Annotated in this window: 18 protein-coding genes and 3 tRNA genes; 20 read left to right on the top strand and 1 reads right to left on the bottom strand. The window is 49.0% G+C overall.

What is annotated here, in order from left to right:
* Positions 1-26 precede the first annotated feature (26 nt).
* The 17 genes from rsmH (at position 27) to JMM79_02330 (ending at position 20,824) form a co-directional block, all read left to right on the top strand.
* On the top strand, positions 27-1,031 hold the full coding sequence (gene rsmH, locus JMM79_02410) for a 16S rRNA (cytosine(1402)-N(4))-methyltransferase RsmH (GenBank protein QQY08096.1): 1,005 nt from the start codon (positions 27-29) through the stop codon (positions 1,029-1,031).
* Positions 1,028-1,381 carry a hypothetical protein gene (locus JMM79_02405; GenBank protein QQY08095.1) on the top strand — a complete coding sequence of 118 codons (354 nt, stop codon included), beginning with the start codon at positions 1,028-1,030 and terminating at the stop codon, positions 1,379-1,381. Before rsmH ends, JMM79_02405 begins: the two co-directional genes overlap by 4 nt.
* Complete coding sequence (locus JMM79_02400) at positions 1,378-3,147, top strand: penicillin-binding protein 2 (protein QQY08094.1); 1,770 nt, start codon at positions 1,378-1,380, stop codon at positions 3,145-3,147. Before JMM79_02405 ends, JMM79_02400 begins: the two co-directional genes overlap by 4 nt.
* On the top strand, positions 3,144-4,610 hold the full coding sequence (locus JMM79_02395) for a UDP-N-acetylmuramoyl-L-alanyl-D-glutamate--2,6-diaminopimelate ligase (GenBank protein QQY08093.1): 1,467 nt from the start codon (positions 3,144-3,146) through the stop codon (positions 4,608-4,610). The genes JMM79_02400 and JMM79_02395 overlap by 4 nt, the downstream gene beginning before the upstream one ends.
* A gap of 1 nt (position 4,611) precedes the next feature.
* Positions 4,612-5,973: a UDP-N-acetylmuramoyl-tripeptide--D-alanyl-D-alanine ligase gene (murF, locus tag JMM79_02390; GenBank protein ID QQY08092.1), complete on the top strand. Its 1,362-nt coding sequence runs from the start codon at positions 4,612-4,614 to the stop codon at positions 5,971-5,973.
* Between the two features lie 46 nt (positions 5,974-6,019).
* A complete protein-coding gene (locus tag JMM79_02385) occupies positions 6,020-7,117 on the top strand; it encodes a phospho-N-acetylmuramoyl-pentapeptide-transferase (GenBank protein ID QQY08759.1) in 1,098 nt (365 codons plus the stop codon).
* A 13-nt stretch (positions 7,118-7,130) separates the two neighbouring features.
* On the top strand, positions 7,131-8,447 hold the full coding sequence (gene murD, locus JMM79_02380) for a UDP-N-acetylmuramoyl-L-alanine--D-glutamate ligase (GenBank protein ID QQY08091.1): 1,317 nt from the start codon (positions 7,131-7,133) through the stop codon (positions 8,445-8,447).
* Positions 8,444-8,779, top strand: a complete 336-nt coding sequence (locus JMM79_02375; protein ID QQY08090.1) for a hypothetical protein — start codon at positions 8,444-8,446, stop codon at positions 8,777-8,779. The genes murD and JMM79_02375 overlap by 4 nt, the downstream gene beginning before the upstream one ends.
* A gap of 135 nt (positions 8,780-8,914) precedes the next feature.
* Positions 8,915-10,063 (top strand): putative lipid II flippase FtsW, encoded by a 1,149-nt coding sequence (ftsW, locus tag JMM79_02370; protein ID QQY08089.1) that lies wholly within the window; start codon positions 8,915-8,917, stop codon positions 10,061-10,063.
* 5 nt (positions 10,064-10,068) lie between these two features.
* Entirely contained in the window at positions 10,069-11,154 is a 1,086-nt protein-coding gene (locus tag JMM79_02365; GenBank protein QQY08088.1) for a UDP-N-acetylglucosamine--N-acetylmuramyl-(pentapeptide) pyrophosphoryl-undecaprenol N-acetylglucosamine transferase, read from the top strand.
* The gene (gene murC, locus JMM79_02360; GenBank protein ID QQY08087.1) at positions 11,151-13,451 is read left to right on the top strand and encodes a UDP-N-acetylmuramate--L-alanine ligase; all 2,301 of its coding nucleotides are present in this window, start codon (positions 11,151-11,153) and stop codon (positions 13,449-13,451) included. Before JMM79_02365 ends, murC begins: the two co-directional genes overlap by 4 nt.
* Before the next feature lie 5 nt (positions 13,452-13,456).
* Entirely contained in the window at positions 13,457-14,395 is a 939-nt protein-coding gene (locus JMM79_02355) for a D-alanine--D-alanine ligase (protein QQY08086.1), read from the top strand.
* Positions 14,396-14,424: 29 nt separating this feature from the next.
* Positions 14,425-15,336: an FtsQ-type POTRA domain-containing protein gene (locus JMM79_02350; protein ID QQY08085.1), complete on the top strand. Its 912-nt coding sequence runs from the start codon at positions 14,425-14,427 to the stop codon at positions 15,334-15,336.
* 14 nt (positions 15,337-15,350) lie between these two features.
* On the top strand, positions 15,351-16,583 hold the full coding sequence (ftsA, locus tag JMM79_02345; protein ID QQY08084.1) for a cell division protein FtsA: 1,233 nt from the start codon (positions 15,351-15,353) through the stop codon (positions 16,581-16,583).
* A gap of 101 nt (positions 16,584-16,684) precedes the next feature.
* Positions 16,685-17,950, top strand: a complete 1,266-nt coding sequence (locus tag JMM79_02340; GenBank protein ID QQY08083.1) for a cell division FtsZ family protein — start codon at positions 16,685-16,687, stop codon at positions 17,948-17,950.
* Between the two features lie 39 nt (positions 17,951-17,989).
* A complete protein-coding gene (gene clpB, locus JMM79_02335; protein QQY08082.1) occupies positions 17,990-20,560 on the top strand; it encodes an ATP-dependent chaperone ClpB in 2,571 nt (856 codons plus the stop codon).
* A gap of 179 nt (positions 20,561-20,739) precedes the next feature.
* A tRNA-Leu gene (locus JMM79_02330) sits at positions 20,740-20,824 on the top strand.
* A gap of 16 nt (positions 20,825-20,840) precedes the next feature.
* Here JMM79_02330 and JMM79_02325 read toward each other — a convergent pair.
* Positions 20,841-20,925 (bottom strand) — tRNA-Tyr (locus tag JMM79_02325).
* Between the two features lie 1,540 nt (positions 20,926-22,465).
* On the opposite strand from JMM79_02325, the gene JMM79_02320 reads away from it, so the two are divergent.
* The 3 genes from JMM79_02320 (at position 22,466) to typA (ending at position 25,394) form a co-directional block, all read left to right on the top strand.
* Positions 22,466-22,720, top strand: coding sequence for a hypothetical protein (locus tag JMM79_02320; GenBank protein ID QQY08081.1), 255 nt, complete (start codon positions 22,466-22,468; stop codon positions 22,718-22,720).
* A gap of 102 nt (positions 22,721-22,822) precedes the next feature.
* Positions 22,823-22,904 (top strand) — tRNA-Leu (locus tag JMM79_02315).
* A 675-nt stretch (positions 22,905-23,579) separates the two neighbouring features.
* Positions 23,580-25,394, top strand: a complete 1,815-nt coding sequence (typA, locus tag JMM79_02310) for a translational GTPase TypA (protein ID QQY08758.1) — start codon at positions 23,580-23,582, stop codon at positions 25,392-25,394.
* Positions 25,395-25,439 lie beyond the last annotated feature (45 nt).

The following is a 25,439-nucleotide window of genomic DNA, read 5'->3' as shown; positions in this document are numbered from 1 at the left end:
CCGTCGTTCCCACAAAAGCGAACCCAATGCATGCATTTTTCTCAGACTGCCCACACCACCGTGCGGGGCCGGAAGGGTATAATGGCGGTGTTTACCATACCCCCATACTAGTTAATGAGGTAGTCAACTACCTTCAACCATCTCCCAAGACACTCATTTTGGACGGCACACTAGGAGGGGGGGGACACAGCTCCAGCTTACTCCGGAATGGAGCTTCCGTTATCGCTGTGGATCAAGACCCTGAAGCAATCACTTACGCTAAGGAGCGGCTCGTTTACTACGGACCGCGCATCCGCATCGTTCAGGACAACTTCAGAAGGATCCGCCACATACTTTGTTCCCTGGATGTGTGCGGGCTGGACGGTGCTATCTTAGATGTGGGTGTGTCCTCTCACCAACTAGAAACTCCAAACCGCGGATTTTCCATCCTTAAAAATGGGCCGCTCGACATGCGGATGGATCCCCTTACTCCTATCTCAGCGGCGGATATTGTCAATACAGCTAGTCTCTCGGAGCTTGCTCACATTTTCTATGAATATGGTCAAGAGCCTCACGCTTTTCGCATCGCCTCTCGTCTTGTCGCACTGCGCACCCGCCGCCCCATCAGCACAACCCTCGATCTTGTTTCCATCGTCAAATCTGTTGTCTCTCCTCGATATCGCCACGACTTACGCCGGCCAGTAACACGGGTATTCCAAGCCTTACGTATAGCAGTCAATGACGAATTAGGGGCTCTGCAGGAAGGCCTCAGTGCCATCTCCTCCCATCTTTCCTACGGAGCACGCTTTACCGTAATTACCTTCCATTCACTAGAAGACCGTATAGTAAAACATTTCTTCCGGAGAGGGAGCATGAAATGGATCCATTGTCTCACTTGGCCTGCCCCACGTCCGAATCCGCAACGCATCTTTAGACTCCTCACTCCTCGTCCCATCAAGGCAAGCAAGGAGGAGGTCCGTAATAATCCTAGGGCTAGTAGCGCTAAGTTGCGTGTTGTTGAGAGCATCCTAGGGATGCAAGGGGACCGATGAATACAGAAAGCAGAAATTCCATTGAACCACGCCCCATTTTCCGGTGGACTTTGATTGCACTTATTCTAGGGGGAGTTGGGTTGCAAGTGGTCTATCTAAAAAACCAGCAATTTCAACTTGGGCAAAATATTCGGAGGCTCGAGAAAAATCTTTACGAGACACACATAAGCAATCAAGTGCTGCTGGCTGAAATTGCTACACTCTCCTCACGTTCTGCTATCCAAAAAAAGCTAGAATCGATGGCTATTTTTATGCAAACGATCCAGGATCGATACGTTGCTCACCTAATTGTTCCGGAAATTGCACGCGACGATATGAGGACCGCCCTTAACAGGGAGTTACACCAGTGAGACAGAATGTACAGATTCGTATAGCTTGGGCAGGAATTGGGCTTTCCTTGATTCTCACCGGATACTCCATCCAATTGGCCTATGTCCAGATTACCAAGTACCACGAATTTACAGCCTTGGCTGCACAGAAACACTCCATTCGCCAAATTCTCCACGCTCGTCGTGGACTTATTCTCGATGCTAATAAGGAGATTCTAGCTGCTAATCTTCCGCTAAAAACAGTTGTGGCAGACGGTTCCTTAATCAGAGATGCAAATGCGCTGGCAAGGTGTGCCGCTCCCTTCCTTTCAATTCCTGTTGAAGAACTTCTCCCGAGACTTAGAACGGAGCGCAAGTATGTGGTGGTCAAAAGAAAATTTCCTGAAGACCGAGCTAGAGCCTTAATGAAGGAATTACGGAAGACTTCACTGCGTGGTTTGTCCTTTGAACAAGAGCTACAGCGCGTTTACCCTAATGGGGAGTTGCTTTCCCAAGTGCTAGGATTTTTGGACCATAGAGGACAAGGCGTACAAGGCCTGGAGGCTTCCATGGCAGCCTACCTGGAAGGTAAAAACGGATTTCGCCTTATTGAACGGGACCGTACCGGAAGAGAAATCGTGATCTATCGTGGGCAGGAGCACCCCCCTCGCAACGGGATTAATATCCAACTCACCATCGACACGAACTTGCAGGCTATTGTGGAAAAAGAAGTGGATGCTGCTTACCACGAGCTCAAAGCTTCGTATATCAGCTCCGTCATGATACGCCCCCAAACTGGGGAAATCTTGGCCATGGCTAACCGTCCCACGTTTAATCCTAACAGTGTGGGAGCTTCTACTCCAAATCAGCTAAGGAACTATGCCGTCATGGATATGATAGAGCCAGGATCCACCTTTAAGATCGTCATTACTTCTGGAGTACTGAACGAAGGATTGGTGCGTCCGACAAGCGCCATTTTTTGTGAGAATGGCGAATTCTGCCACGGTGGAGTCATCCTCAGGGACCACAAAGCTTACGAATATCTTTCTGTACACGACACTTTGGTTAAGTCCTCTAACATCGGTGCAGCCAAGCTAGCGTTTTTATTGGGCAATCAGCGCCTGTACAGATACATTCGGAAATTCGGATTTGGAGATAGAACAGGCGTTGAGCTACCTAGTGAGGCTAGCGGGATTATCCATCCACCACATCGTTGGAGCAAGACGAGCATTACCCGAATCCCCATGGGATATGAAGTGGCCGTCACCCCCCTTCAGCTCACCGTTGCCATGAGTGCTATTGCCAATGAGGGAAAACTCATGGCTCCACACATTGTAAAGGCACTTCTTGATGGAGAAGGAAGACCAGTCAGTACCATTTCTCCTCACTTTGTTCGGCAAGTGATCTCCTCAGAGACAGCCAAAGCGATGGGGGATGCGCTAACAGAGGTAGTAAGCCACAGGGGGACTGCAGTGCAGGCACGCGTCAACGGCTTTGAAGTAGCCGGAAAAACAGGAACTGCCCAAAAGGTAGATTACAGGGGAGGATATCATAAGGGACGCTACGTCGCTTCTTTCGCCGGCTTCCTCCCGAGAAAGGATCCACAATTCGTTTGCCTAGTCGTGGTAGATGATGCCAAAGTGCCCTCCAGTATGGCTTATGGGGGGCTGGTATCTGCTCCCATCTTTTCCCGCATTGCAGAGAGAACAGCTCGCTACATGGGCTTGCCCCCTCTCTCCATCATCAAGAGAGGTCACCCATTGAGTCCTCTACAAAAGAGTCAGGCAGGGCTTAACTCAATGCGATGAAACTGAGTAGACTCCTTCCTGCGACAAGAGTGCAGGCCATATCCAGCAATTTTGACCCGAAAATTGCCTCGATTTCTTATGATTCGCGCCGAACAAACCCCGGAGCGCTTTTCTTTGCTCTGCAAGGTGAGAAATTGGACGGTGCCTCATTTGCAGGGGAGGCCATAAAGAATGGAGCAGTCGCCATTGTAACCTCTAAACAGCTGGAGCTGTCAGTGCCGGTAGTTCGTGTGGAGAATCCTAGGTTTTCCTTGGCGGAGATTGCCTCCATGTTCTATTCCAACCCTTCTTCCTCTCTTAAGGTGGCTGGAGTAACAGGTACCAACGGTAAGACCACTACTACTTTTCTAATTCGGCATATTTGCTCAGGCACTCGATTACCCTGTGGGCTTATTGGAAGCGTCGTTTATGACATGGGAGGCGGCACACTAGAAGCCGTGAGAACTACCCCAGAATCTTCGGATATACAAGAAATGCTTGCTCATATGCGTAACTATGGCTTACGCGCCTGTGCGCTGGAGGCTTCTAGCCATGCCAGCATTCTTCATAGGTTGCATACCGTAGAGTTTGAGACTTTCGTATTTACCAATCTTACTCCGGACCACTTGGATTTCCATGGGAATATGGAAGCATACTTCAGTGCCAAGGCCGAATTTTTCAAGAACCTTCCTACTCAAACCAAGCGTGCTAAGGCAATTATTAATTGTGATGATCGCTACGGACGTTTGCTAATGGAGCGACTGCAGCACATCCCCATCATTCGTTATGGACTAGGTGTAGGGGCAGACTTTCGTGCTCTAAGCATACGTTCCGACACCACCGGTACGACCTATCAGCTAGAAGCACGTGGACGCAGCTACTTGGTTCGCCTTCCTTTGATTGGTACGTTTAACGTTTACAATTCCCTTGCTGCATTATCTGCCGCCAGCGCTATGGGTACAGAACTTCGCTCAGCAGTAGCTGCCTTGGCATCTATGCCTCAAATACCAGGTAGGTTAGAACGTGTACCGGCGAAGCGTAGCTTCCAAGTGTTTGTTGATTATGCTCATACTGCTGATGCCCTGGCAAACGCTCTCCGAACCTTACAAACACTTCATCCATCTCGACTTATCGTCGTCTTTGGCTGCGGCGGGAACCGTGACAGTTCTAAGCGTCCACTCATGGCTCGTATTGCAGGCGAGATGGCAGACTGGACTATTGTGACATCGGATAACCCACGTGAAGAAGATCCAGAGACTATTATCGCAGAGATTAGAGGTGGATTTTTTAACAAGCACTATGAATGCATTACCGATAGAGAAGCCGCTATCTACCGTGCTGTCTCCATAGCGCAAGCAGGTGACATTGTGCTTGTTGCAGGTAGGGGTCACGAAAAGACCCAGGAATTTTCTAGCCAGAAAATGCCATTCGACGACGTGGAAGTAGCTGCACGTGCCATTGCAGAAAAACCAGTGGGGCTTTGAAATGGACACCTGTACTGTCAGAGAAGTCGCAGAGATGTGCGGGGGTGTGCTGCTAAGGGGAAACCCCCAGTGTCTTGTCAGTCGACTTTCTAAAGACACCCGTATACTGCAACCAGGCGATATCTACATTGCATTACGTGGTGCCCGCTTTGACGGAAACCAGTTTCTAGCTCAAGCGGAAGCACGTGGTGCCAGTGCTGTAATCGCGGAATCCTCTTTCGCACTACCCGTCAACTCCAAGCTGGCTGTCATTCTCGTTCCAAATTCGCTAGTAGCGCTACAGCATCTCGCTAAAAGTTGGCGAGGTAGGATCACGCCAAGAGTAGTTTGTATTACCGGAAGCAACGGCAAGACAACCACCAAGGAACTCACTTCCAGAGTCCTAGAGAGACGGCTCACTGTTTCACACACACAGGGTAATCTCAACAACCATATCGGGTTACCGCTTAGTATTCTGGCTACTTCTTCTGCTCACAATGTAGCAGTTTGGGAAATTGGCATGAACCACCGCGGGGAAATCCTTCCATTGGCCAAACTGGCTCGCCCTCAGATCGGCATTATCACCAATATTGGAGTTGCCCATATCGCAAATATGGGGTCGCGCGAGGCAATTGCAGCAGAGAAAGAGAACCTGATCCACCAAATTGCGCCAGACGGCACGCTAATTCTTCCCGCGGAAGACGATTTTTCTGAAAAACTGGCTTCCTCCTCACCAATCCGCACTCTTTTTGTCGGATTAAGCTCTGGTTCAGTCACTGCTTCAAATATTGAAGTTCTTTCCAACGGGACCCGCTTTATCGCACACAGTTTTGGACAGCGCGCTTCCGTTACATTAAGTCTTCCTGGAAGACACATAGTAATGGGCGCCCTATTCGCCCTGGCGGTTGGTCTTGAGCTAGGCATTTCCATTCCTGAAGGGGCGAAGGAACTGAGTCGTGCTCCTCTACTGCACTGTCGCCCACAACTGCAAGTCAGGCGCAATGTTCAATTCCTAGATGACGGCTATAATGCTAATCCAGATTCAATGGTAGCCGCCCTTAATGCTCTCTCTGAAACCCCATGTAAGGGTCGTCGCTTTGCCATCCTTGGAAAAATGGATGAGTTGGGGACCTATGCGAAGAGGGGATATCAAAAAATAGCCCAAGCGGCAGCAGTATCCCTTATAGATGCTCTGGTAGCGGTTGGGGAAGAAACTCTACCGCTTGTCGAGGCGGCAAAAAAGGGAGGGGTGCGAAAAGTCTTCCACATTTCGGACACTTCTGCCGCAGCAGAATTCCTAGGCAGCATAACAAGTCCTGGAGATATGGTCTTGGTCAAAGGAAGTAATTCAGCATGCATGAGCCGCATCATTGAGCAGTACTAGCCAGTCCATGCTTTACTATTTCTTCGGAATTAGCGAGTGGGCAAGAATGCGCGGCATTGAGTGGAATCTTCTTAAGGAATTTCATGCCTTTCAAGACATCACTTTCCGTGCCGTTGGTGCCTCTATCACAGCTTTTCTCCTATCCCTAATTTTTGGAAATCTTGTCGTTCGCCAACTTATTTCCCTCGGATTTGATCAACCTATCCGCACCCAGGGGGAGACTCATAAATTGTTTGAATTACATAGGGAAAAGAGAGGCACTCCCACAATGGGAGGGATCCTTCCACTGGGTGCCACTATTACCTCCTCCCTGCTTTGGGCTCGTCTTCCAAATCCCTTTGTGTGGTTGGTCATTCTTTCCATGATTTATTTAGCCTCTTTGGGATTTGTGGACGATTACCTGAAGGTTATCCACCGTTCTTCCACTGGTATTAGCAGCCGCTTTAAGTTCGGACTACAGTGTCTACTCTCCGCGGCCGTGATTCTCTTTTTGCTCCTTGGTCCTCAGTCGAACACGCTTTTCCAACAGCTCTATATCCATCTTCCCTTCTTCAGGGATCCAATTATTCTCCACCTTGGATGGCTTGCCTTTTGTATCTACCCACTAGTTATCGTGGGAGCTTCTAATGCTGTGAATCTTACAGATGGATTGGATGGATTGGCCGTTGGTTGCACAGCTACCGTAGCAGCTTCCTACGGGATTCTATCCTACGTTGCCGGAGATTGCAAAATTGCCTCCTACTTACGAGTTCCGTTCGTCCCTTGCTCCGGAGAATTGAGTGTGCTTTGCATGGCTCTATTTGGCTCCTGTCTTGGTTTCCTTTGGTGGAACTGCCATCCCGCTTATATGTTTATGGGGGACACAGGTTCTCTTGCCATGGGGGGGGTTCTTGGAATAACTGCCATCTGCTGCAAACAAGAGCTTCTTCTTGTCATTGTCGGGGGAACCTTTGTCATAGAGACGTTGTCGGTCATTCTTCAGGTGGCAAGCTTTAAACTTAGTGGAAGACGCCTTATTAAAATGTCCCCACTACATCACCACTTTGAGCTCTGTGGCTGGAAGGAAAGTACTGTTATTGTCCGATTTTGGATAATGTCGGTCCTATTTTCCCTACTCGGGCTAGCCATCCTGAGGCTACGGTAAGACCCCATCTTTGATGAGAAAAAAAGCAGCCGTCTTGGGAATAGGACGCAGCGGGGAAGCAGCTGCGAGACTGTTGCATACCCACGGCTGGTTAGTTACCGGTCTCGATAGCTCTGCTTGTAGGTCAGTATGTACCCGCACCCAGACCCTCTCTAAAGAAGGGGTAGCCTTTATCCTTGGGGTAGAGGCAGATGCTGATCCTGCCTCCTACGACCTTTGTGTGCTGAGTCCAGGCATCAAGCTAGCAAGTCCGATTGCACAGAACATTCTGCGCAAGCAAATTCCCATCGTCGGCGAGATTGAATTAGCTTTTTGGAAGTGTCGAGTTCCTGTCATTGCTGTTACAGGAACCAACGGGAAGAGTACCACCGCCAAGCTAATAGAAACCCTACTCAATTCCTGCGGACTTTTCTCCAACGCCTGCGGGAACATCGGACCCCCATTTTCTGAAATTGTCGCCAGGCCTCACGCTAATCTACATACTGTAATAGTAGAAGCGAGCTCCTTCCAGCTGGAGACTATTCGCAGTTTTCGCCCTCACGTCGCCGTATGGTTGAATCTCAGTTGGAATCACCTGGATCGATACCACAGCATGGAGGAATATCGTCAAGCTAAGCTTCGCATTTTTCTCAACCAAACTCCGAAGGATTTTGCTGTGGTAAACGCCAGGGCAAGTCTTCCTGATCTTGTAGCACAGTCGATCACTTTCAGTGCCGGGGACCTCACCGCAGACTTTACTAAGAAAGGGTCTCAGATTCTCTTCCGAGGCACTCCCATACTAGATCAAGGTCGTACTTCCCTCCATGGTAACCACAATGCCGAAAATCTCATGGCTGCATTGGCAACAGGCTATTGCCTTGGCCTCTCATTTGGAGAGATGGCACGCGCAGCTTGTCTATACTCACCACTCGAGCACCGTTGTGAATTTGTCTGCCGACGAGATGATACTTGCTGGATTAATGACTCTAAATCCACCAACCTTGATGCCTTAGAAAAGGCTATCCAGTCCCAAACTGCCCCCCTGGTCCTCATTGCAGGGGGAAAAGACAAGGGATTTGAGTTCGATATCCTTGCCCCCTTGATAAGGGAGAGGGTGAAAGTGGCCATACTTATTGGAGAAATGCGCTACCGCATCGCAGCTTCCTGGCAAGCTACGCCTTCCAAAGTCTCAGAAACCCTGGAAGAGGCTGTCTATTCAGCGAATAGACTCTCTTCTCCAGGTGACATCGTTCTGTTTTCGCCTGGAACTTCTTCCACTGATATGTTCTCTAGTTACGAAGAACGCGGAAGATGCTTCAAGCAGCTTGTTTACGCCCTGCCAGGACAATGACGAATCCGCTATCCCGAATGATAGAGTCAAGAGTGTTTACCCGCTTACAGTCGTGCCGGACACCTACTCATTTTTTTGAAGAGAGAGTAGACTCTTTACGTCTAGCGGCATCTAATCCAGACGAGCAAGGCCAGTACGGAAAGAAAGAAAATAGCTCAGGACTTGCAAATAATTTAAGACTCACACGCATTTTTTTCGTGATACTTGCCCTCCATTTCATCCTTGTTGTCGGGGTCTGCCTCTTCTTTGACTATCATACTAGGCCTAGAGAGGTACCGCAGGGGGCGGCTGCAAGTTACCTCTATCACGCCCTGCCCGACGGGGGTGGATGAAACCTTCCTGACTGTAACTTCTTTTGGCCGTTCTGTGCTCCTCTTCCTAAAAGTCAGGCTGGATTCTGCTTTTTGTTTTAAGCTGTCACAAAATAAGGCACACATACTGAGGCGCTAGAACACCTTCTCCTTGCCGTGTACTTCTTGCACAAACACAGCGTATACATCCTGCTTACCGCGGTCGCAGTGTTGTTGGTGCTGGGAATCATTGTGCTGTTTAGCACAAGCGCCTTTTCTAAAGAGAGTTGCGGAGATATGTACTACTTTGTTAGGCGGCAGCTCTTATGGTTGGTGATTGGGATAATGCTTTGTGTGGCAGCTTCCCTAGTAAATTACCATTGGTGGGGAAGAACATGGTGGATCTGGCTAGTGGGGGGGACGCTTCTATTGGTGCTGTGTTTTATCCCTCCAGTTGGGATAAAAATTAACGGTTCTTGGCGGTGGATCAATCTACGAATTGTAACGTTCCAGCCTAGCGAAATCGGCAAATTGGCAGTAGCAATTTTTTTAGCCAGATGGTTCTCTAAATTCAGGCACCGTTCCGACAATTTGCTTGCAGGTTTTATCTTTCCAGCAGTCATTGCTGGCATTCCAACAGCACTGATTGCCAATGAAGTAGATTTAGGGACCACCGTGCTCATTCTCGGTACAGCGTTTCTCGTCATGTTTGCAGCCGGGATTAGCCTCTACCGGTTGGTACCGCTCGCCATCGCCGGATTAGGTGTAGTTCTCTACAGTGCTACTCACATCCGTGAACGGGCTGGTCGTCTAACGGCGTTCTTGCATCCCGAACAATATCGTTTGGATGAAGGATTGCAACAATGGCAGGCTCTCATTGCCTTTGGTTCTGGTGGGATTACAGGGTTGGGGCTGGGAGAAGGCCGGCAAAAGTATTCTTATCTCCCCTATGCTCACACAGATTTCATCTTTGCTATGATTGGGGAAGAGCTCGGCCTTATTGCGACACTTACAATTATCTTTTGCTATCTTCTCATCTTCTTATGTGGAGCACTGATTTCTTTCAATTCTAGGGATTTCTTTGGAGTCCTTCTTGGGTTTGGACTGACTGTGCTCATCACCCTTCAAGCAATGATCAACATAGGTGTTTCCATTTCCCTATTGCCTAACAAGGGAATGCCCTTGCCGTTTATCAGTTATGGTGGGTCTAACATGACTATTTGTCTCTTCATAGTGGGCATTCTGTTAAATATCTACCGCATGGGCCATCCCGTTTCTTCTGCATCCTCATACCTTCTAGACACTCACGCGCCTACAAAAGGTTGAACCGGATGAAAATTGCAATTGCATGCGGAGGGTCAGGTGGCCATCTATTTCCAGGTCTTGCTGTTGCTAAAGCTCTAAGTGAGCGTAACCACGAGGTCCTTTTATTAATTTCAGAGAAAAAAATTGATTCCGTTGCCTTGCAGGCACATTCGGAATTTTTAGTCGAAAAACTACCTCCGATTAGTTTTCCTTCTGCTCTTTCTCCGACATTCATCCAGTTTTTACGGTTTGCTTGGAAGAGCCTTGCAAAATGCAATAGGATACTCGTCCACTACCAACCAAGAGTGGTTTTAGGCATGGGGGGAAGCACTTCTGCGGCTTTGGTCGTCACTGCCAGAGTGGCTGGGATCCTCTCCTGTGTTCATGAGTCTAATTCCATTCCTGGAAGAGCCAATCGGTTAGGTGCGAAACTCGCTTCCCATGTGCTATTAGGATTTGCAGAATGTAGAGCCCATTTTCCCAGAGTGGAGTGCACAGTAACAGGAATTCCCATACGAATGACTCTCACCAGACGTATCCCCCGCGCACAGGCTCTTACCGACCTCCACTTGGATCCTCTACGGAAAACACTCTTAGTGATTGGTGGTAGCCAGGGGGCTTCCAGCATTAATCAACTTCTCTCCCATACGGCTCCACTGCTGCGTAACATGCACCTCCAGATTATTCACCTTGTTGGAAGGGAGGACGGTTGCTCTCTGGCTGCGAACTACTCGCGGGAAAACATTCCAGCCTACGTAGCCGTCTTTCACCACCGTATGGAACAGGTCTTCTCTTCCGCTGATCTCGTCATTTCTCGGGCGGGTGCCTCCACCCTAAGCGAAATCTCACATTTCGGCCTTGCCAGTGTGCTCATCCCATATCCCTTTGCAAGAGATAACCATCAGGAGAGTAACGCTGCTGTCTTTGTCCGTGCAACCGCTGCAGAAATGCTTCTAGAGTCGGATGCCACTCCAGAAATCCTTACTAGACTCATCATGGACTTGCTGAACGATGAATGCCGTAGACAGTGTATGGCTCAACGTGCAAGGGAGGTATTTCCTCGCGATTCTTCCCAACGAGTTGTCTCCACAATAGAAAAGATCGGGGAATGATCACTGCAAGCCACTTGGCCTCTATTCTTCTTGTGGATACACCTCTTCGTATCCACCTCATAGGGGTTGCCGGGTCTGGCATGAGCGCGCTAGCGGTCCTACTTCTAGCCCTAGGCCACCGCGTTAGTGGATCTGATAAGGTAGACACACTTGAAGTCCAGCAGCTGAGTCAGTCTGGATTAGTATTTGAAACTCCTCACCGCGCAGAACATGTGTGGGGAGTAGATCTTGTAGCACAGTCTTCCGCAATTAAACCCGGCAATGTAGCGTTGGACGAAGCTGTTCGTCTCGGCATTCCTATAGCAAGAAGAGCAGATGTGCTAGCGGCAATCATGATGCATAAGAGAAGCATTCTGGTTTGTGGCATGCATGGAAAAACTACCACTGCAGCTATGGCTACGCATGTTCTTCGTCTGGGTGGACTAAAACCTTGCCATTATGTAGGGGCAAATATTCCCATTCTAGGAGCAAACGCACGATGGGAATCTAGAGGTGAATATTTTGTTGCTGAGGGAGATGAAAGCGACGGCAGTCTGTCTACTTACTTTCCAGAGCATGCCCTCGTACTTAACGTCGAGCCGGAGCATCTTGACTTCTATCAAAATCAAGATGCCATCGATGATGTCTTTTTCCGTTTGATCTCTCAAACTTCTGGTTGGACATTTTATTGTGCGGATGACACTGGCGCGAAGCGTATTTGTACATCTCATCCGAGAACTATTTGCTATGGCACAGGCGCTTCCTGTGACTATCGGATGGAGCTTTTTTCGGGCAGTAGCAATGGCAGGGTCCATACCCGATTTGGAGTCCGCTACCGTAAAAGCTTTCTTGGTAATGTGCAGCTAAATGTTCCAGGAAGACACAATGCCCTTAATGCACTCGCCGTAACTGCATTGGCGCTGGAGCTAGGAGTGCCGTTCGAGCTTATTAAAATGGCCCTCCAATCCTTTCGTGGCGCAGAACGCCGCTTCGAAATTAAGTTTCGAGATAATCTGCAAGCGGTAGTAGACGACTATGGACATCATCCGACAGAGATCCAAGCTACGCTTTCTACTGCTCAGTCCCTTGGATTTCAGAGGATAATCGCTTTGTTTCAACCGCACCGTTACTCTCGTACACAGGCGCTACGTAAACAGTTTGGCACGGCATTTTATGGAGCTGACCATGTTCTGGTGACAGATGTCTACCCTGCCGGGGAAGAGCCAATCCCAGGTGTCTCCGGCCAAACTATCGTAGAGGCTCTGCGGGAAGCAGGACACCCCCATGTTCAGTCTCATACCCCGGTAGCTACTATTCACCAACAAGTAGGGGGAGATCTCCTTCCAGGAGATCTCGTTATAAGCCTCGGCGCTGGAAATATTGGCGAAGCTAGTGATCGTTTGGCCAGAGATTTAACAATGCGTAAACGCTTGCTTGCAGCTATGGGATCAGGCTCCATTCGACTTTATGAGCCTATGAGTAAACACACCACTCTCCGCGTAGGGGGCCCGGCCCAATTCTGGGCTGAGCCCCAGACAGAGGAAGGATTCATAGCCCTCGTGCAGTTTTGCTTCTCCGAAAATATCCCAATCATGGTGATTGGGAGAGGTTCCAATCTCCTGGTAAAGGATGGGGGTGTTCCTGGCGTAGTAGTCCATCTTGGACATGGACAATTCCTTCAGAGTCAACTCCACGGCCACAACATTGTGGCGGGTGCCGGAGTGCGTCTCAAGCAGATAAGTTGCATGGCCCATCGTTTTGGTATTGGAGGATTTGAGTGGATGGAAGGAATCCCTGGGAGTTTGGGAGGGGGACTTCGAATGAATGCAGGTGCAATGGAGGTACAGCTTTTTGATCAGGTTGTTTGTGTCAGATGCTGTGATCGAGAGGGCAACATCCTGCTTAAGACCCCTCCAGAACTTAACGTCCGCTACCGTAACGCTTCTGACTTTGCTCATCACTACGTTCTTTCTGCAACCTTGCAGGGCTATGCTTCCTCTCCAGAGGAGATCAATCGCCGACTAAGAGAGTCAAAAAGAAAGAGAAGTCAATCCCAGCCCATTGCAGCTAGCGCCGGCTGTATCTTCAAGAATCCCAGAGAGGTACCTGCAGGGAAGCTCATTGAGGAACTCGGCTTGAAGAATTTTTTTATTGGCGGGGCGCGCATTTCCGAGATCCATGGCAACTTTATCGTCAACGATGGCTCTGCTTCTGCAGAAGCAATTCTGACCCTCATTAAGAAAATCTGTGCTGTTGCCAAGCAGAAAAGGGGGATCGAGCTCAACACAGAAGTCCAAATTGTTGGAGAGAATCTCTAGATTATATGAGAAATTATCAACACCTTCTGCAAATGGATCGCTCTTCCCTAAGAGGAGTTCATTTTGTTGTTCTCAAAGGCGGTCCTGGGGAAGAACGGGCAGTTTCTCTACAATCTGGTGCTTCGGTAGCGGATGCTTTGCGCTCACGACAATACTATGTCACTGAAGTAGACGTCACCAAAGGGCTAGAGGACTTACCTAAAGGCACAGATCTTGTTTTTAATATGATTCACGGCACCTTTGGAGAGGACGGTCGTTTACAGGAGCTGCTTGAGGAAATGGGGATTCCGTTTACTGGGGATGGGGCCGCAGGCTGCCGACTAGCATTCGATAAAGTCCTTACTAAAAGACGGTTTGTTAGCGCTAGAGTTCCCACAGCTCCCTTTGAGGTATTATCTTTTGGACAAAAACCCTCTATCGTACCACCCTTCGTGCTCAAGCCTCCTTGTCAAGGGTCTTCGATCGGTGTGCACGTAGTGCATGATCGGCAACAAGTACTTCTGGCTATGGATGACTGCCTTAAATACAACGATAGGGTCCTGCTAGAGTCGTTCTTACCAGGCAGGGAGTTCACCGTGGGCATTGTTGCGAACACGGTGCTTCCAGTAGTTGAGATTGTATCTGCTGGAGTATACAGCTATGAGAATAAATACATAGCCGGGAGGTCTAGGTATTTTACACCAGCGCTCCTCAGTAGGGATCTTACCGCAAAGATTATGCGTACGGCTCTGGCGGCTCACAAAGCACTTGGATTGCGACTTTGCTCCCGCGTGGATATTCTCCTTGGAGAAGAAGGCGGGTTGAATGTCTTGGAAGTTAACACTGTTCCTGGCATGACGCCTCTCAGCCTTATGCCACGAGCAGCCGCAGCTATTGGGATCGATCTACCCTCGCTCTGCGAGGTTATAGCCGTGCTTTCCCTGCAGAAAGGGAAAAAAGCGTGAAGCACTCACTTTTTTCATTCCTATTCCGTATGACCCATCGGAGATCCGCTCTGTTGCGGGTGCGGGTGTGCCGCAACACCAGCCGTAGGCGGTGGACGGCTCGGGTTTTTAACACTATTTGGCAGTCTATTTTTCTCGCATCTTTGCTAATTGGAGGCTGGGTCGGTGCCGGGGAACTGCTTGCTAAATTTTTCTACACAAACCCTCACTATGGCATTTGCCACGTCCGTGTTAATTCCGAGAGTGTTTTCTCAGATGCCGAAATACTCGCTTCCACTGGCCTCCAGTTTGGAGATAACATCTTTTCCGTCGATCTGGAAAATGCTCGCAAGAAACTGCTTACCATTGGACAAATACAAAGTGTGTCTCTCAGGCGTGTGTTGCCTAACACACTGCGGGTTTTGATTCAGCTCAGGGAGCCCGTGGCATGGCTAGTTTCCAAGGAAGAAGACCGAAAGGGGGTGGTTCCTTCCCCCGTTGGCTCGCTCCTTTTAGAGGCAGAAGGCACTTTTTATGAGCCGACTCACATCCTTCCTAGATATCTTTCCTTGCCAATTATCCAGGGGATCAACCAAAAACTCTTGGCTTCCGGGGACCTATTGGCAGCGGAAGATTTGCGTCACGCTCTTGAGTTATTACGTCTGGTTGCTTCACGCTGCGATCCCCCCATTTCACTCCGTCTTTTAGATCTATCAAAAGGATATTGCATTCAAGCATTGGGAGAATCTAATGAGGTCATCACTTTCTCAACTCATAACTTCGAGGCACAATTAGATCGACTGCAAGAGCTTATGAAGGTTTGCGAATGCTCCGGTAGGCGTATTGCAAGTGTTAACCTTTTCGTCCATCGGAATACCCCAGTACGATTTTTCGGATCGCTGGACGGGCAGCCCCTACAACAGAATGGGGGAAATATCATATACTCCCCTCCTAGCCACTAGGGTAGTAAAGTCAAATGGGAAAAAACCAAGTTCTCGTTGCGATAGAAATCGGCACTAGCAAAGTGTGCACTGTTGTTGCTGAAGGATGCGGGAACAATGGCGTGCGATTACTCGGGGTAGGAAAGATGCTATCCAGGGGTGTCCGTAAGGGAGAGATAGTAGATTTCCCTACGGCGGTCAGATGCGTTCATGAGGCACTAGTAGATGCAGAGGAAAAAAGTGATGTGGAAATTGAAAGTGTTTGGGCAGCGGTCACCGGAAGCCACATTGTCGGCTTTAATAGCCGAGGAGCCATTAGAATTCCGGAAGGTAAGTCAGAAATTGATCTAGAAGATCTCCGCAACGTGGAAGCAAATGCTAAGGAAATACGTCTCCCTCCACAACATGATTTCCTTCACGCAATTATCCAGCACTACTACGTAGACGGGAAGGATGGTATTCTTGATCCTATTGGTATGGTTGGAACACGCCTGGAAGCTGATTTCCACGTTGTTCATGGCGTTACTACCCGTTTGCAAAACACTGTCCGGTGCATTCGTGAGGCTTCCGTTGAAGTAGAGAACATTGTCCTAAGTGCCTTGGCATCTGCCCAAACTGTCTTGGATCCTCAGCAGAAAGAATTAGGGGCTCTTGTCGTAGATATAGGCGGTGGCGTGACGGACTATATTGTCTATATTAATGGTGTTGTTTGCCACAGTGGGGTATTGGCCATTGGCGGCGACCACATTACTAGTGATATTTCCATGGGACTCCATATTCCTATTCAGAAGGCAGAGAAACTCAAGGTGGAGGTTGGTTCTACCTCTTTAGAAGAGACCCTTCCTGGAGAAACTGTACTGCTGAAAAGTAGCTCCGGGTTTTCTGGATGTGAGGTGGAAAGGCACATGTTGAATACCATTATTCATGTTCGCGTGAGGGAGCTTTTTGAGATTCTTAAAAATCGGGTGCAGAATGAATGCTCCCTTCATATGCTTGGCGCAGGCATTGTCCTCAGTGGAGGCTGCAGCATGCTACAAGGAATAAAGAGCCTTGCTGAAGAAGTTTTTGAAATACCTGTCCACCTCGCCCATGCTGATACAGCAGCAGATCATTGCTCTGCCTTTAATAATCCGCAGCTCTCAACAGCTATCGGCCTACTTAAATATGTTCACGCTATCCAAACTAGTCTTCCGAAACCCACTTTGCTTCAAAAACTCGGCCGCAGGGTGGGGATGCTTTTTGGGAAACGGCGGACACTAGCCTACTAACCCCAGCAATGGCTAGTGATCTCCTCTAGAGGGCTCTTAGCTATTCTCCCTCCGCTTAAGAGGGCTTGATGAGCTCTTCTTATCGCGCGTAGTCTCGTTAGATGTTGGAGGTCCAAAAAGCATCAAAATCGTGTGTGGGGGACGGGATTAGGGTAAAAATCGTCGGTGTGGGGAATGCAGGCATCAACCTTGTAGATCGCCTTACTACTGAGCGTGCCACCAGATGGGAAACTGTTGCAATCAATACCGATTTTCAATCATTGGCCTATTCGATGGCGGATTCCAGGATCCCTATCGGGACAAAGATAACCCACGGCTTGGGAACTGGCAGTAATCCAGAATTGGGGAGAGAAGCGGCCATAGAATCGCAAGACGCTATTCAGTCTGTTGGAGAGAATACAACAATGATCATTGCATGCGCTGGATTGGGAGGTGGAACTGGTTCAGGTGTAGTACCAATTTTGTTGGAGACGGTGCGCGCCCATGGGGTGCTTGCCGTAACAGTACTCACTTTACCATTCAGTTTTGAAGGCACGAGGAGGATGCAACAAGCAACGGATGCCCTTGAAAGGATTCGCTCTTCTACCGACGCAATCCTGATCTTTGAGAACAACCGTATGTCAGAGATTGTACAGCTGGAAGCAAATATTGGAGAAACATTCTCTCGATCCATGGATTTCCTCACACAGGCCTGCACCACAATTGCAAGACTCATTTTTGGTACGGGCCCTATGCAAACTACTCTAGGGGACCTTGCAGTTGTTCTTCGCCCAAATAGTGACGGTGCCTCTCTCTTTGGTTTTGGATCGGCTGAGGGGAGAAACCGGGCTCATGATGCTCTTCGCCACGCCTTAGAAAATCCATTCATGGACCGCGGGCGCCTCCTGGCCGATGCAGAACGTCTTTTGATTTACATCGACGGACCTTCTAACCTTCTACTTTCTGAAGTACAAACTACCGTTCAAGAAGTTTTAGAATCCTGTAATGACTCCACCCGTATCCTGCTAGGAATACAGGCCGCAGGCTTATCCTCCATTCCTGTTACGGTATCTTTGTTGGGAACTTGCCGTGGCACTTGTTCTCCGCTTCTGCCCGGGGGCTCACCTTCTCCCCACGCCTTTACCATGACATCAGTTTCTCCATTTATATCTTCCACACAACCGCAGGAATCCCTCTCTCCCGAAGCTGGCGTGCTGGGAACCAGGCCCAATGAGAAGGTAGACAGATATTCAACGAAATCAGAGTGGAAACAGTTTCCATTCAACGTAGCAACCCGAGAACATCTTGAGAAGGCCGGGTCTGCTATAGTGAGGGGCGAAGATATTGACGTTCCTACTTTCTTGCGCATGAAAATTAGACTTAAGTAGCACATACCACCATGAAAGCTATCTCTCTCCCATAGCCCTATGTTCCTAGAAAAATGTACCATTAAAATGCAAGAGGCCCTTAACGGCGCCCTCAGCATTGCCTCTAAGTTTGGCCACCAGCAACTCACTTCGGAGCACCTTCTTCTTAGTCTTTTAAGACAAGAAAATGGAGTTATTACTCTACTTTTAGAAAAACTGGGAGTCGCTCTTGGTAACCTCGAGCAACAGTTGGAGAAGAGGCTTAAAACCCTTCCAAGCGTCTATGGTGGAGGAGGCCCATATATGGGGGATCAGCTGCGACAAACCATGCGAGCTGCCGAGGAGGAAATGGAAAAGCTTCAGGACACGTTCCTGAGTGCTGAGCACTTCGTTCTCGCGCTGATTAACGGTGAGTCACAGGGTGGGCACTTGCTGAAAACAGTGGGTGTGGATCGCCAAAACCTCATGGGGGCGTTGGCAAGTACACGTGGCTCCCAGAGAGTTATAGATCGAAATCCAGAGGAGAAATATCAAACCCTAGAAAAGTACGGGCGCGACCTTACTGCACTGGCCGATCGTGGCAGAATCGATCCCGTCATTGGACGAGACGAGGAAATTCGCCGCACCATGCAGGTTCTTTCCCGCCGTACGAAGAATAACCCAGTTCTCATCGGAGAGCCCGGTGTTGGGAAAACCGCCATTGTGGAAGGTTTGGCGCGGCGTATCTCCAGCGGAGACGTTCCGGAAGCACTGAAGAACAAAAAAATCATTGCATTGGATTTGGGATCCATGATTGCTGGTGCCAAATTTCGGGGAGAATTTGAGGATCGCCTAAAAGCTTTTCTAAAAGAAGTGACCACTAGAGTAGGAGGAATAATTCTCTTTATTGACGAACTCCATACCATCGTCGGAGCGGGCGCTACCGAAGGTGCTGTGGACGCCTCTAACCTCCTTAAGCCTCAACTGGCTCGTGGAGAACTCCATGCTATTGGCGCCACGACGCTGGACGAATATCGAAGATATATTGAGAAGGATGCCGCTTTGGAGAGGAGATTCCAGCCAGTCATGGTTGATGAACCCAGTGTGGAGGATACTGTGACTATTCTTCGTGGATTAAAGGAAAAGTACGAGGTCCACCATGGGGTACGAATCCAGGATACGGCCCTAATCGCAGCCGCCACTCTTGCGCGTCGTTACATTTCAGACCGTTTCCTCCCCGATAAAGCGGTTGATCTTGTCGATGAAGCAGCCTCTCGCCTCAAAATTGAGTTGGATTCCATGCCTGCAGAAATTGATCAAGTTAGTCGGGAAATCATGCAGATGGAGATGGAGCAGCAAGCTTTGAAGAAAGAAACGGACGTTGTTAGCCGGGAACGCCTTGCAAAGCTAGAAAGGGAGCTTACTAAAAAAAACGATACGGCGTCTCGGCTGAAATCCCGCTGGAACAAGGAGAGAGAGGAAATTGGGAAGGTTCAGGCATTAGCTGAAGAAATCGACAAGCTGCGCGGGGAGCTTGAGGTCAGACAACGTCAGAATAACCTCGAGCGCGCCAGTGAGATCCAGTATGGCCTCCTTCCGAAATTACAATGTCAGCTCGGGAAGCTGATCGAGAAACAAGGTTCCTCCCCCACTCTTCTTAAAGAGGAAGTTACTGAAGGTAATATTGCAGAAATTGTTGCTGCTTGGACAGGCATTCCAGTCTCCAGGTTACAAGAAACTGAAAAACAGAAACTTCTTAAAATAGAAGAGCGTCTTACACAGCGAATTGTTGGGCAAGAGCAGGCCATTGTTGCAGTTTCCAATGCCATTCGGCGTGCACGGGTAGGTTTACAAGATGAAAAGCGACCCGTCGGTTCTTTGCTTTTCCTTGGACCAACCGGAGTTGGAAAGACCGAGCTTAGCAAAGCTCTTGCTGAGCTTTTATTCGACGATGAAAACACAATGGTTCGCCTAGATATGACCGAGTATACGGAAAAACACAGTGTTGCCCGCCTTATCGGCGCTCCACCGGGATATGTGGGATATGAAGAAGGTGGTCAGCTTAGCGAGGCTGTACGTCGAAAGCCCTACTCCGTCATCCTCTTTGACGAGATTGAGAAAGCCCATCAGGATGTATTCAGTGTTCTTCTCCAAGTATTGGACGATGGTCGCATCACGGATGGACAAGGCCGTACTGTGGATTTCAAAAATACCGTTATTATCATGACAAGTAACATCGGCAGCCAGTTCTTCATGGGCGATCTACCGGAAGAAGAACGCAATCACCGCATCAAGGAAGCCCTGTCCAAGTATTTCCGCCCTGAATTTCTCAATCGAGTGGATGAAATCATTGTTTTTAACCGACTTTCTAATACTGACGTTGAGAGAATCGTGGATATGCAAATTGCTTCTCTCTCTAAGAGAATGGCACAACAGAAAATTGCTTTAGAACTAACCCCCGCCGCTCGTGCTTTGCTAGCTCATGAAGGCTACGATCCCATCTACGGAGCGAGGCCCATTAAGCGTGTCATTCAGCACAAGCTACTTGATCCACTGAGCCTCGAGATTTTAGACGCAAAGATTTGTGAGGGCGACAATCTGATGGCAGACGTCCAAGACAACTGCTTGTTTTTTTCAAAAAAAAAGAAGTGACTGCTTCCTTCTGCGCTATTTTTTGCTTTTATCCTCTTGTGAATAAGAAACAGTGACACAAGGTGTGATGCCCTCCTTGCGGAGAAGCTTTGCACAGAGAATTAGATACGGGAAAATGCAAGATTGGGATCTGCATCGGCTCCGTGGCCTTGCAGGTTGGCTTACCGGGTTGCTTCTTTGCTCGGGTGGCGGAATTGGCAGACGCGCTAGACTTAGGATCTGGTGGAACAATAATCCGTGTGGGTTCGAGTCCCTCCCCGAGCATCATATGGAGGCTCTGTGGGCAGGGCTGGATTCGAACCAGCGAAGGCATAAAAGCCAGCGGATTTACAGTCCGCCCCGTTTAGCCGCTTCGGTACCTACCCAAACAGAAAAACTCCAGGACCCCCAAATCGACGGACGTGGCCTCCAGCTCCAACCGGCCTCCCTCGACCAGCCAAACGGTACAACAACCCGAGACGAAGGCCTGTCCTTCTTCATTGGGGATCAAGGATAGTAGATGACAGCACGGCACGAGGCCATCCTAGAAATCAATCCGAGCCAATGTAAACTAAAAAGGGATCGCCTAGGAAGGGGAATTACCGCCCCTTCGCGAGAAGGTCCTTTGCGTACATCCCAAAAGTGATAATAAGAAATGATAACCTGGTGCCACACAGCCCTGCCTGACTCGAATGCAAAAGCAGCGGAAGTCAAGGTACTCACGCATTAACCTGAATTTGGATTAGGCATTCTTGGGTCAGGAAATAAAATGGTCCCGAGGTCTCCGGAGATAAAAAGTCTACGAGAAAACTTGATTGACGTGCCAACAGCGACCCCGGCAGGCTGTCCTGCTCTACATAGCTCATCCCTTTAGCAAGATTTAATCGCAGCCTGGTCAAGACCTCTCTGCGGGAAACATTCTCTCAGAAATTTTACTTTCCCAGCTAAGATGTCCTGTACTGGCTCCAGAGGGTTACCTCGGCAGATTCTGTTGTGCGGAAAGCAAGGATCCTTTTTCGGCTCTGGGGAGAGACACTGTAACCGTCTAAAGCGGAGTGGACCTGACCTGATCAATATGATCAATACCATGGAGTCCTGGACGGAGAAAGCCAAGATGTCGCTCTACCCGTGATAACGAGTACAAAAGGCAGCTTTCCAAAAAGGTGGGATCAGTATCAGAGATGTCTATGACCTGAACATCGCCTGATATGATGCGACGCCCAAGTCTTACTTATGAGGGAGATCGCCCAGCCAGCCAGTATTTCACACCATCCGCACACCCGCCGCCAACCTGTAACACAATCTTCGCCAAAAAGCCAGAAGCTGCGCCCTTTCTTTGTATAGCAGGAGAAGCAAAAGAAACCCACCAAAGACCAACGCGGTTCTTTAAAGGCTGCGCTGCTAGGGATTGCCTTGCGCATCTTTAGCCTAAACCAGCTTTCTTTCCGATCAAAACAACCAAACCAAGCAAGGAACAGCCCCATCCATGAGCGAGGGTACCCTCGAGAGTCAAATCAAAATGTCCCTCCGGAGAGGGGGATACATTTTGTGTAAACACACCAGAAACTTTTCCTTGGTACGATTTGAGAGGAGTGCAAGGGCTCAGAGTTCGCTATCTTTGAGTTGTAAACCATCCACTTACCCACTAATTCCTCATCTATTTTCAAGGTGTTAGTGCCTTCCGTGCAGGCGGCATGCTTCAGAGCTGTTCCCACGGTCGGGCCTGTTTGAAAAAATCACCACGAGAAATCCAAGAGTCCTGATAGGCCATCCGCGCTTAATACAAACCTTGAACTAGAGAACTGCTTCCAGACTGTTTTCCTCTGCTCCTAATCGCGTGGTGTTGTGTGGCGGCATACCCGGAGTCAAAAAACTTGTCGGACCAGCGTGCCAAGCTCCCGCTTGCCACTGTACCATTCCTTTTGCATGAGAGAGAAAATCGGCCCTTACCGAGCTTGTTCTGTAAAATTTCAAGAGGATTTCTGGAAACTTCTTGCCATCAAATTGGTTTTTTTAGGAGACTCCCTCGGCGGGTTTTTTGGGTTGGTGGTGGTTTCCCTCAAAACGATTACAGTTGGGGGGAGGGATCTTGAAGAAGTTGGCTCCATTTACGCAGAGAGAGAGCTGGAAGCTACGGTGCCCTGGTGTTCTCTCTCCGGGGTGGAGTTAGGACCACTCTGATAGGAATGAAGGGAGGACCTACGCGTAGTCTGCATTTGCGAATTCCGCGAGGAACCACAGCAATTACCAAGTTACCCAAGTTACTAAAGTCGGTTCTATGTTGCTCATGTGGCGGAATTGGCAGACGCGTACGGTTCAGGACCGTATGGGGAAACCCCTGGAGGTTCGAGTCCTCTCATGAGCAGAACAAACTCTCCGCTTAATTACAGGTAGTCATGGCAAAACATGCTAAAATGGAAAGGAAAAGAACTCCCCCATCGATCCTAAAACCAACCACCCCAGCTTCTAAAGGGAACCTAATCTAAATTATTACCAACCTCAAAAGAGGTTCCAGTAGACGAATCAATTGCTGTTTTATAGAAAAGACGTACCGACTGCAACGTAGCCTACACGGCCTCTATCTCCCTACCAAGAGTCGTTCCTTAAGTCCTTTTCCTTCTACTAGACTGCCAGTAGAATGGAATCTCGTACACAAGTTTTTCGGGTTGCCATACTGGTCCTCTTGTATTGTAGAGGAGGGGTCCATCTCATGGTTCTCTACAGAAGAATAGGAGAAAAAATAAACGTGATACGCTGACCCAGGTGTGTGGGGAGTCTTGGCAGGGTAAAAAAACCCGCTGGGCAATTCCCATGCCCAGTCCAGGTAAAAGTACTGGAGGTTGCCGCAGGCCTATCCCTTAAAGAAAAGAAGAGGGACATACACGGAGAAACTGGCGGTGGGGATAAGCATGTGGAACAGAAATCTTGGGTTGCTTTACAATTATGTTCCCCAGGGGTAGAAGTGGACCTCGACCGGTTTTACTGTGACGGTTCGCGGCCTTTGCCAACAAGCAGTCTGGCAGAGTCACTGCAGGTGCCTATGGAAGACATCCGAAACATTGCAATCATTGCCCACGTCGATCACGGTAAGACTACTTTGGTGGACCAACTCCTTCTCCAATCGGGTACCTTTCGTCCTAATCAGAAAATAGACAAACGGGTTATGGACTCCATAGAGATTGAAAGGGAAAAGGGGATCACAATTTGTTCCAAAAATGCCGCCTTTCGTTGGAAAAATTTCCTTATTAATGTCGTAGACACCCCGGGGCATGCTGACTTTGGTGGAGAAGTGGAGCGCGTTATGCAAACAGTGGACGGCGTCCTGCTAGTGGTAGATGCTCATGATGGCCCGCAGGCTCAGACGAAGTTTGTGCTTCAGAAGGCACTTACCCATAAGCTCAAGCCTATTGTTGTCATAAACAAAATTGACCGAGAAAATGCGCGCCCCAATAAGGTGTTGGACATGGTTTTTGAGTTGTTTTTGGAACTTAATGTGACCGACGAACAGCTGGATTTTCCTCACGTATACACGAGTGCTAAAGCGGGATTCGCCAAGAGAGAGCTGGATCACTCCTCCACTACTATGGAGCCTCTCTTCGAGGCAATCGTTCGATATATCCCACCTCCTCATCCATCGGCCAAAAAATACTTCCAATTCTTGGTTACCAATTTAGATCACAGTGCCTACCTAGGCAGGATCGCTTGGGGACGTGTGGTTAGTGGTACAATCCGCGTAGGGAGACCAGTGTTTCGGCTTTGCCGGGATGGGCGTCGTCTGCGAGGGAATGTTGCTGCCCTCCTTGAACACGAGGGTTTGGAAAAAATTCAAATCCAGGAAGCTGTAGAGGGTCATATTGTGGGCCTTTCAGGCTTTGAAAACGTTTGCATTGGGGAAACCATTACTGAGTTGGAGGACAGCAGCGCTTTAACTTTTGTAGATATCGACCCTCTCACCATCAGCATGCGTATCACCGTCAATGATTCTCCAATGGCTGGCAAAGAGGGTAAGTTTCTCACCGCTCGACATATCCACGAGCGGCTTGTACGCGAAACTCGCACGAATATCTCTCTGAAAATGTTAGATACAGGGACAGTGGGACATTTTGAAATCCGGGCTAGGGGGGAGATGCAGGTTGCCGTGCTGGCTGAACAAATGCGTCGGGAGGGTTACGAGCTAGTGCTTTCGAGACCAGAAGCTGTCTGCCAGAGGGCTGCAGATGCTGCAAACCTGCTTGAGCCATTTGAAACTGTCCATGTAGACGTTCCCCTGGAAAGCCTAGGGCACATTCTCAAATCTTTTTCTCGCCGTAAGGCTGAAGTTGTCAAAATGCAACAGCATCTCCATTCCATTGATATTGAAGCTGTGCTCCCAACTAGGGGATTAATTGGTCTCAAAACGGAGCTCGTTTCCCTTACCAGAGGGCGTGGTGTGATGACACATCTTTTTAGGGAGTACGGCCCCCATAAGGGAGAAATCCCCATACAAAGAAATGGCGGAGCGCTCATCTCCATGGAAACCGGAACCTCCACCGGCTATGCGCTTAGTAACATCCAAGAGCGTGGAAGACTCTTTATTGGGCCACAAGAGGACATCTATGTTGGCATGATAGTTGGGGAACACTCCAGGCCAGAGGATCTTACAGTCAATCCATGTAAGGTAAAACACTTAACTAACATGCGAAGCCAGGGCGAAGGGAAGTGTATCCGGCTGGATCCACCCGTAAAAATGGATCTGGAACAAGCTCTCGAATTCATCGGTCCAGACGAATACGTGGAAGTAACTCCTAGTTCCCTGCGCCTTCGTAAGAAATCCTTAGGTATGCCCCTTCCGTATAATAATCCATGCAAAAAATAAAGGGAGAAGACCGCTTATCCCTATTGCTAGATCACGCCCCTTGAG

The organism is Candidatus Xiphinematobacter sp. (assembly GCA_016766635.1).
GTDB lineage: Bacteria > Verrucomicrobiota > Verrucomicrobiia > Chthoniobacterales > Xiphinematobacteraceae > Xiphinematobacter.
The sequence above is the reverse complement of the archived record's forward strand: the minus strand, read 5'-3'. Positions and strand labels throughout refer to the sequence as shown.

Excerpts from the sequence above, each read along its gene's own strand:
- rsmH (QQY08096.1), top strand. The coding sequence starts at position 27 with ATGCATGCATTTTTCTCAGACTGCCCACACCACCGTGCGGGGCCGGAA.
- typA (QQY08758.1), top strand. The coding sequence starts at position 23,580 with ATGGAAGACATCCGAAACATTGCAATCATTGCCCACGTCGATCACGGT.
- ftsA (QQY08084.1), top strand. The coding sequence starts at position 15,351 with ATGGGAAAAAACCAAGTTCTCGTTGCGATAGAAATCGGCACTAGCAAA.
- JMM79_02405 (QQY08095.1), top strand. The coding sequence starts at position 1,028 with ATGAATACAGAAAGCAGAAATTCCATTGAACCACGCCCCATTTTCCGG.
- murF (QQY08092.1), top strand. The coding sequence starts at position 4,612 with ATGGACACCTGTACTGTCAGAGAAGTCGCAGAGATGTGCGGGGGTGTG.
- JMM79_02355 (QQY08086.1), top strand. The coding sequence starts at position 13,457 with ATGAGAAATTATCAACACCTTCTGCAAATGGATCGCTCTTCCCTAAGA.
- clpB (QQY08082.1), top strand. The coding sequence starts at position 17,990 with ATGTTCCTAGAAAAATGTACCATTAAAATGCAAGAGGCCCTTAACGGC.
- JMM79_02350 (QQY08085.1), top strand. The coding sequence starts at position 14,425 with ATGACCCATCGGAGATCCGCTCTGTTGCGGGTGCGGGTGTGCCGCAAC.
- JMM79_02320 (QQY08081.1), top strand. The coding sequence starts at position 22,466 with ATGAGAGAGAAAATCGGCCCTTACCGAGCTTGTTCTGTAAAATTTCAA.
- murC (QQY08087.1), top strand. The coding sequence starts at position 11,151 with ATGATCACTGCAAGCCACTTGGCCTCTATTCTTCTTGTGGATACACCT.
- JMM79_02385 (QQY08759.1), top strand. The coding sequence starts at position 6,020 with ATGCGCGGCATTGAGTGGAATCTTCTTAAGGAATTTCATGCCTTTCAA.
- murD (QQY08091.1), top strand. The coding sequence starts at position 7,131 with ATGAGAAAAAAAGCAGCCGTCTTGGGAATAGGACGCAGCGGGGAAGCA.
- JMM79_02375 (QQY08090.1), top strand. The coding sequence starts at position 8,444 with ATGACGAATCCGCTATCCCGAATGATAGAGTCAAGAGTGTTTACCCGC.
- JMM79_02365 (QQY08088.1), top strand. The coding sequence starts at position 10,069 with ATGAAAATTGCAATTGCATGCGGAGGGTCAGGTGGCCATCTATTTCCA.
- JMM79_02395 (QQY08093.1), top strand. The coding sequence starts at position 3,144 with ATGAAACTGAGTAGACTCCTTCCTGCGACAAGAGTGCAGGCCATATCC.
- JMM79_02340 (QQY08083.1), top strand. The coding sequence starts at position 16,685 with ATGTTGGAGGTCCAAAAAGCATCAAAATCGTGTGTGGGGGACGGGATT.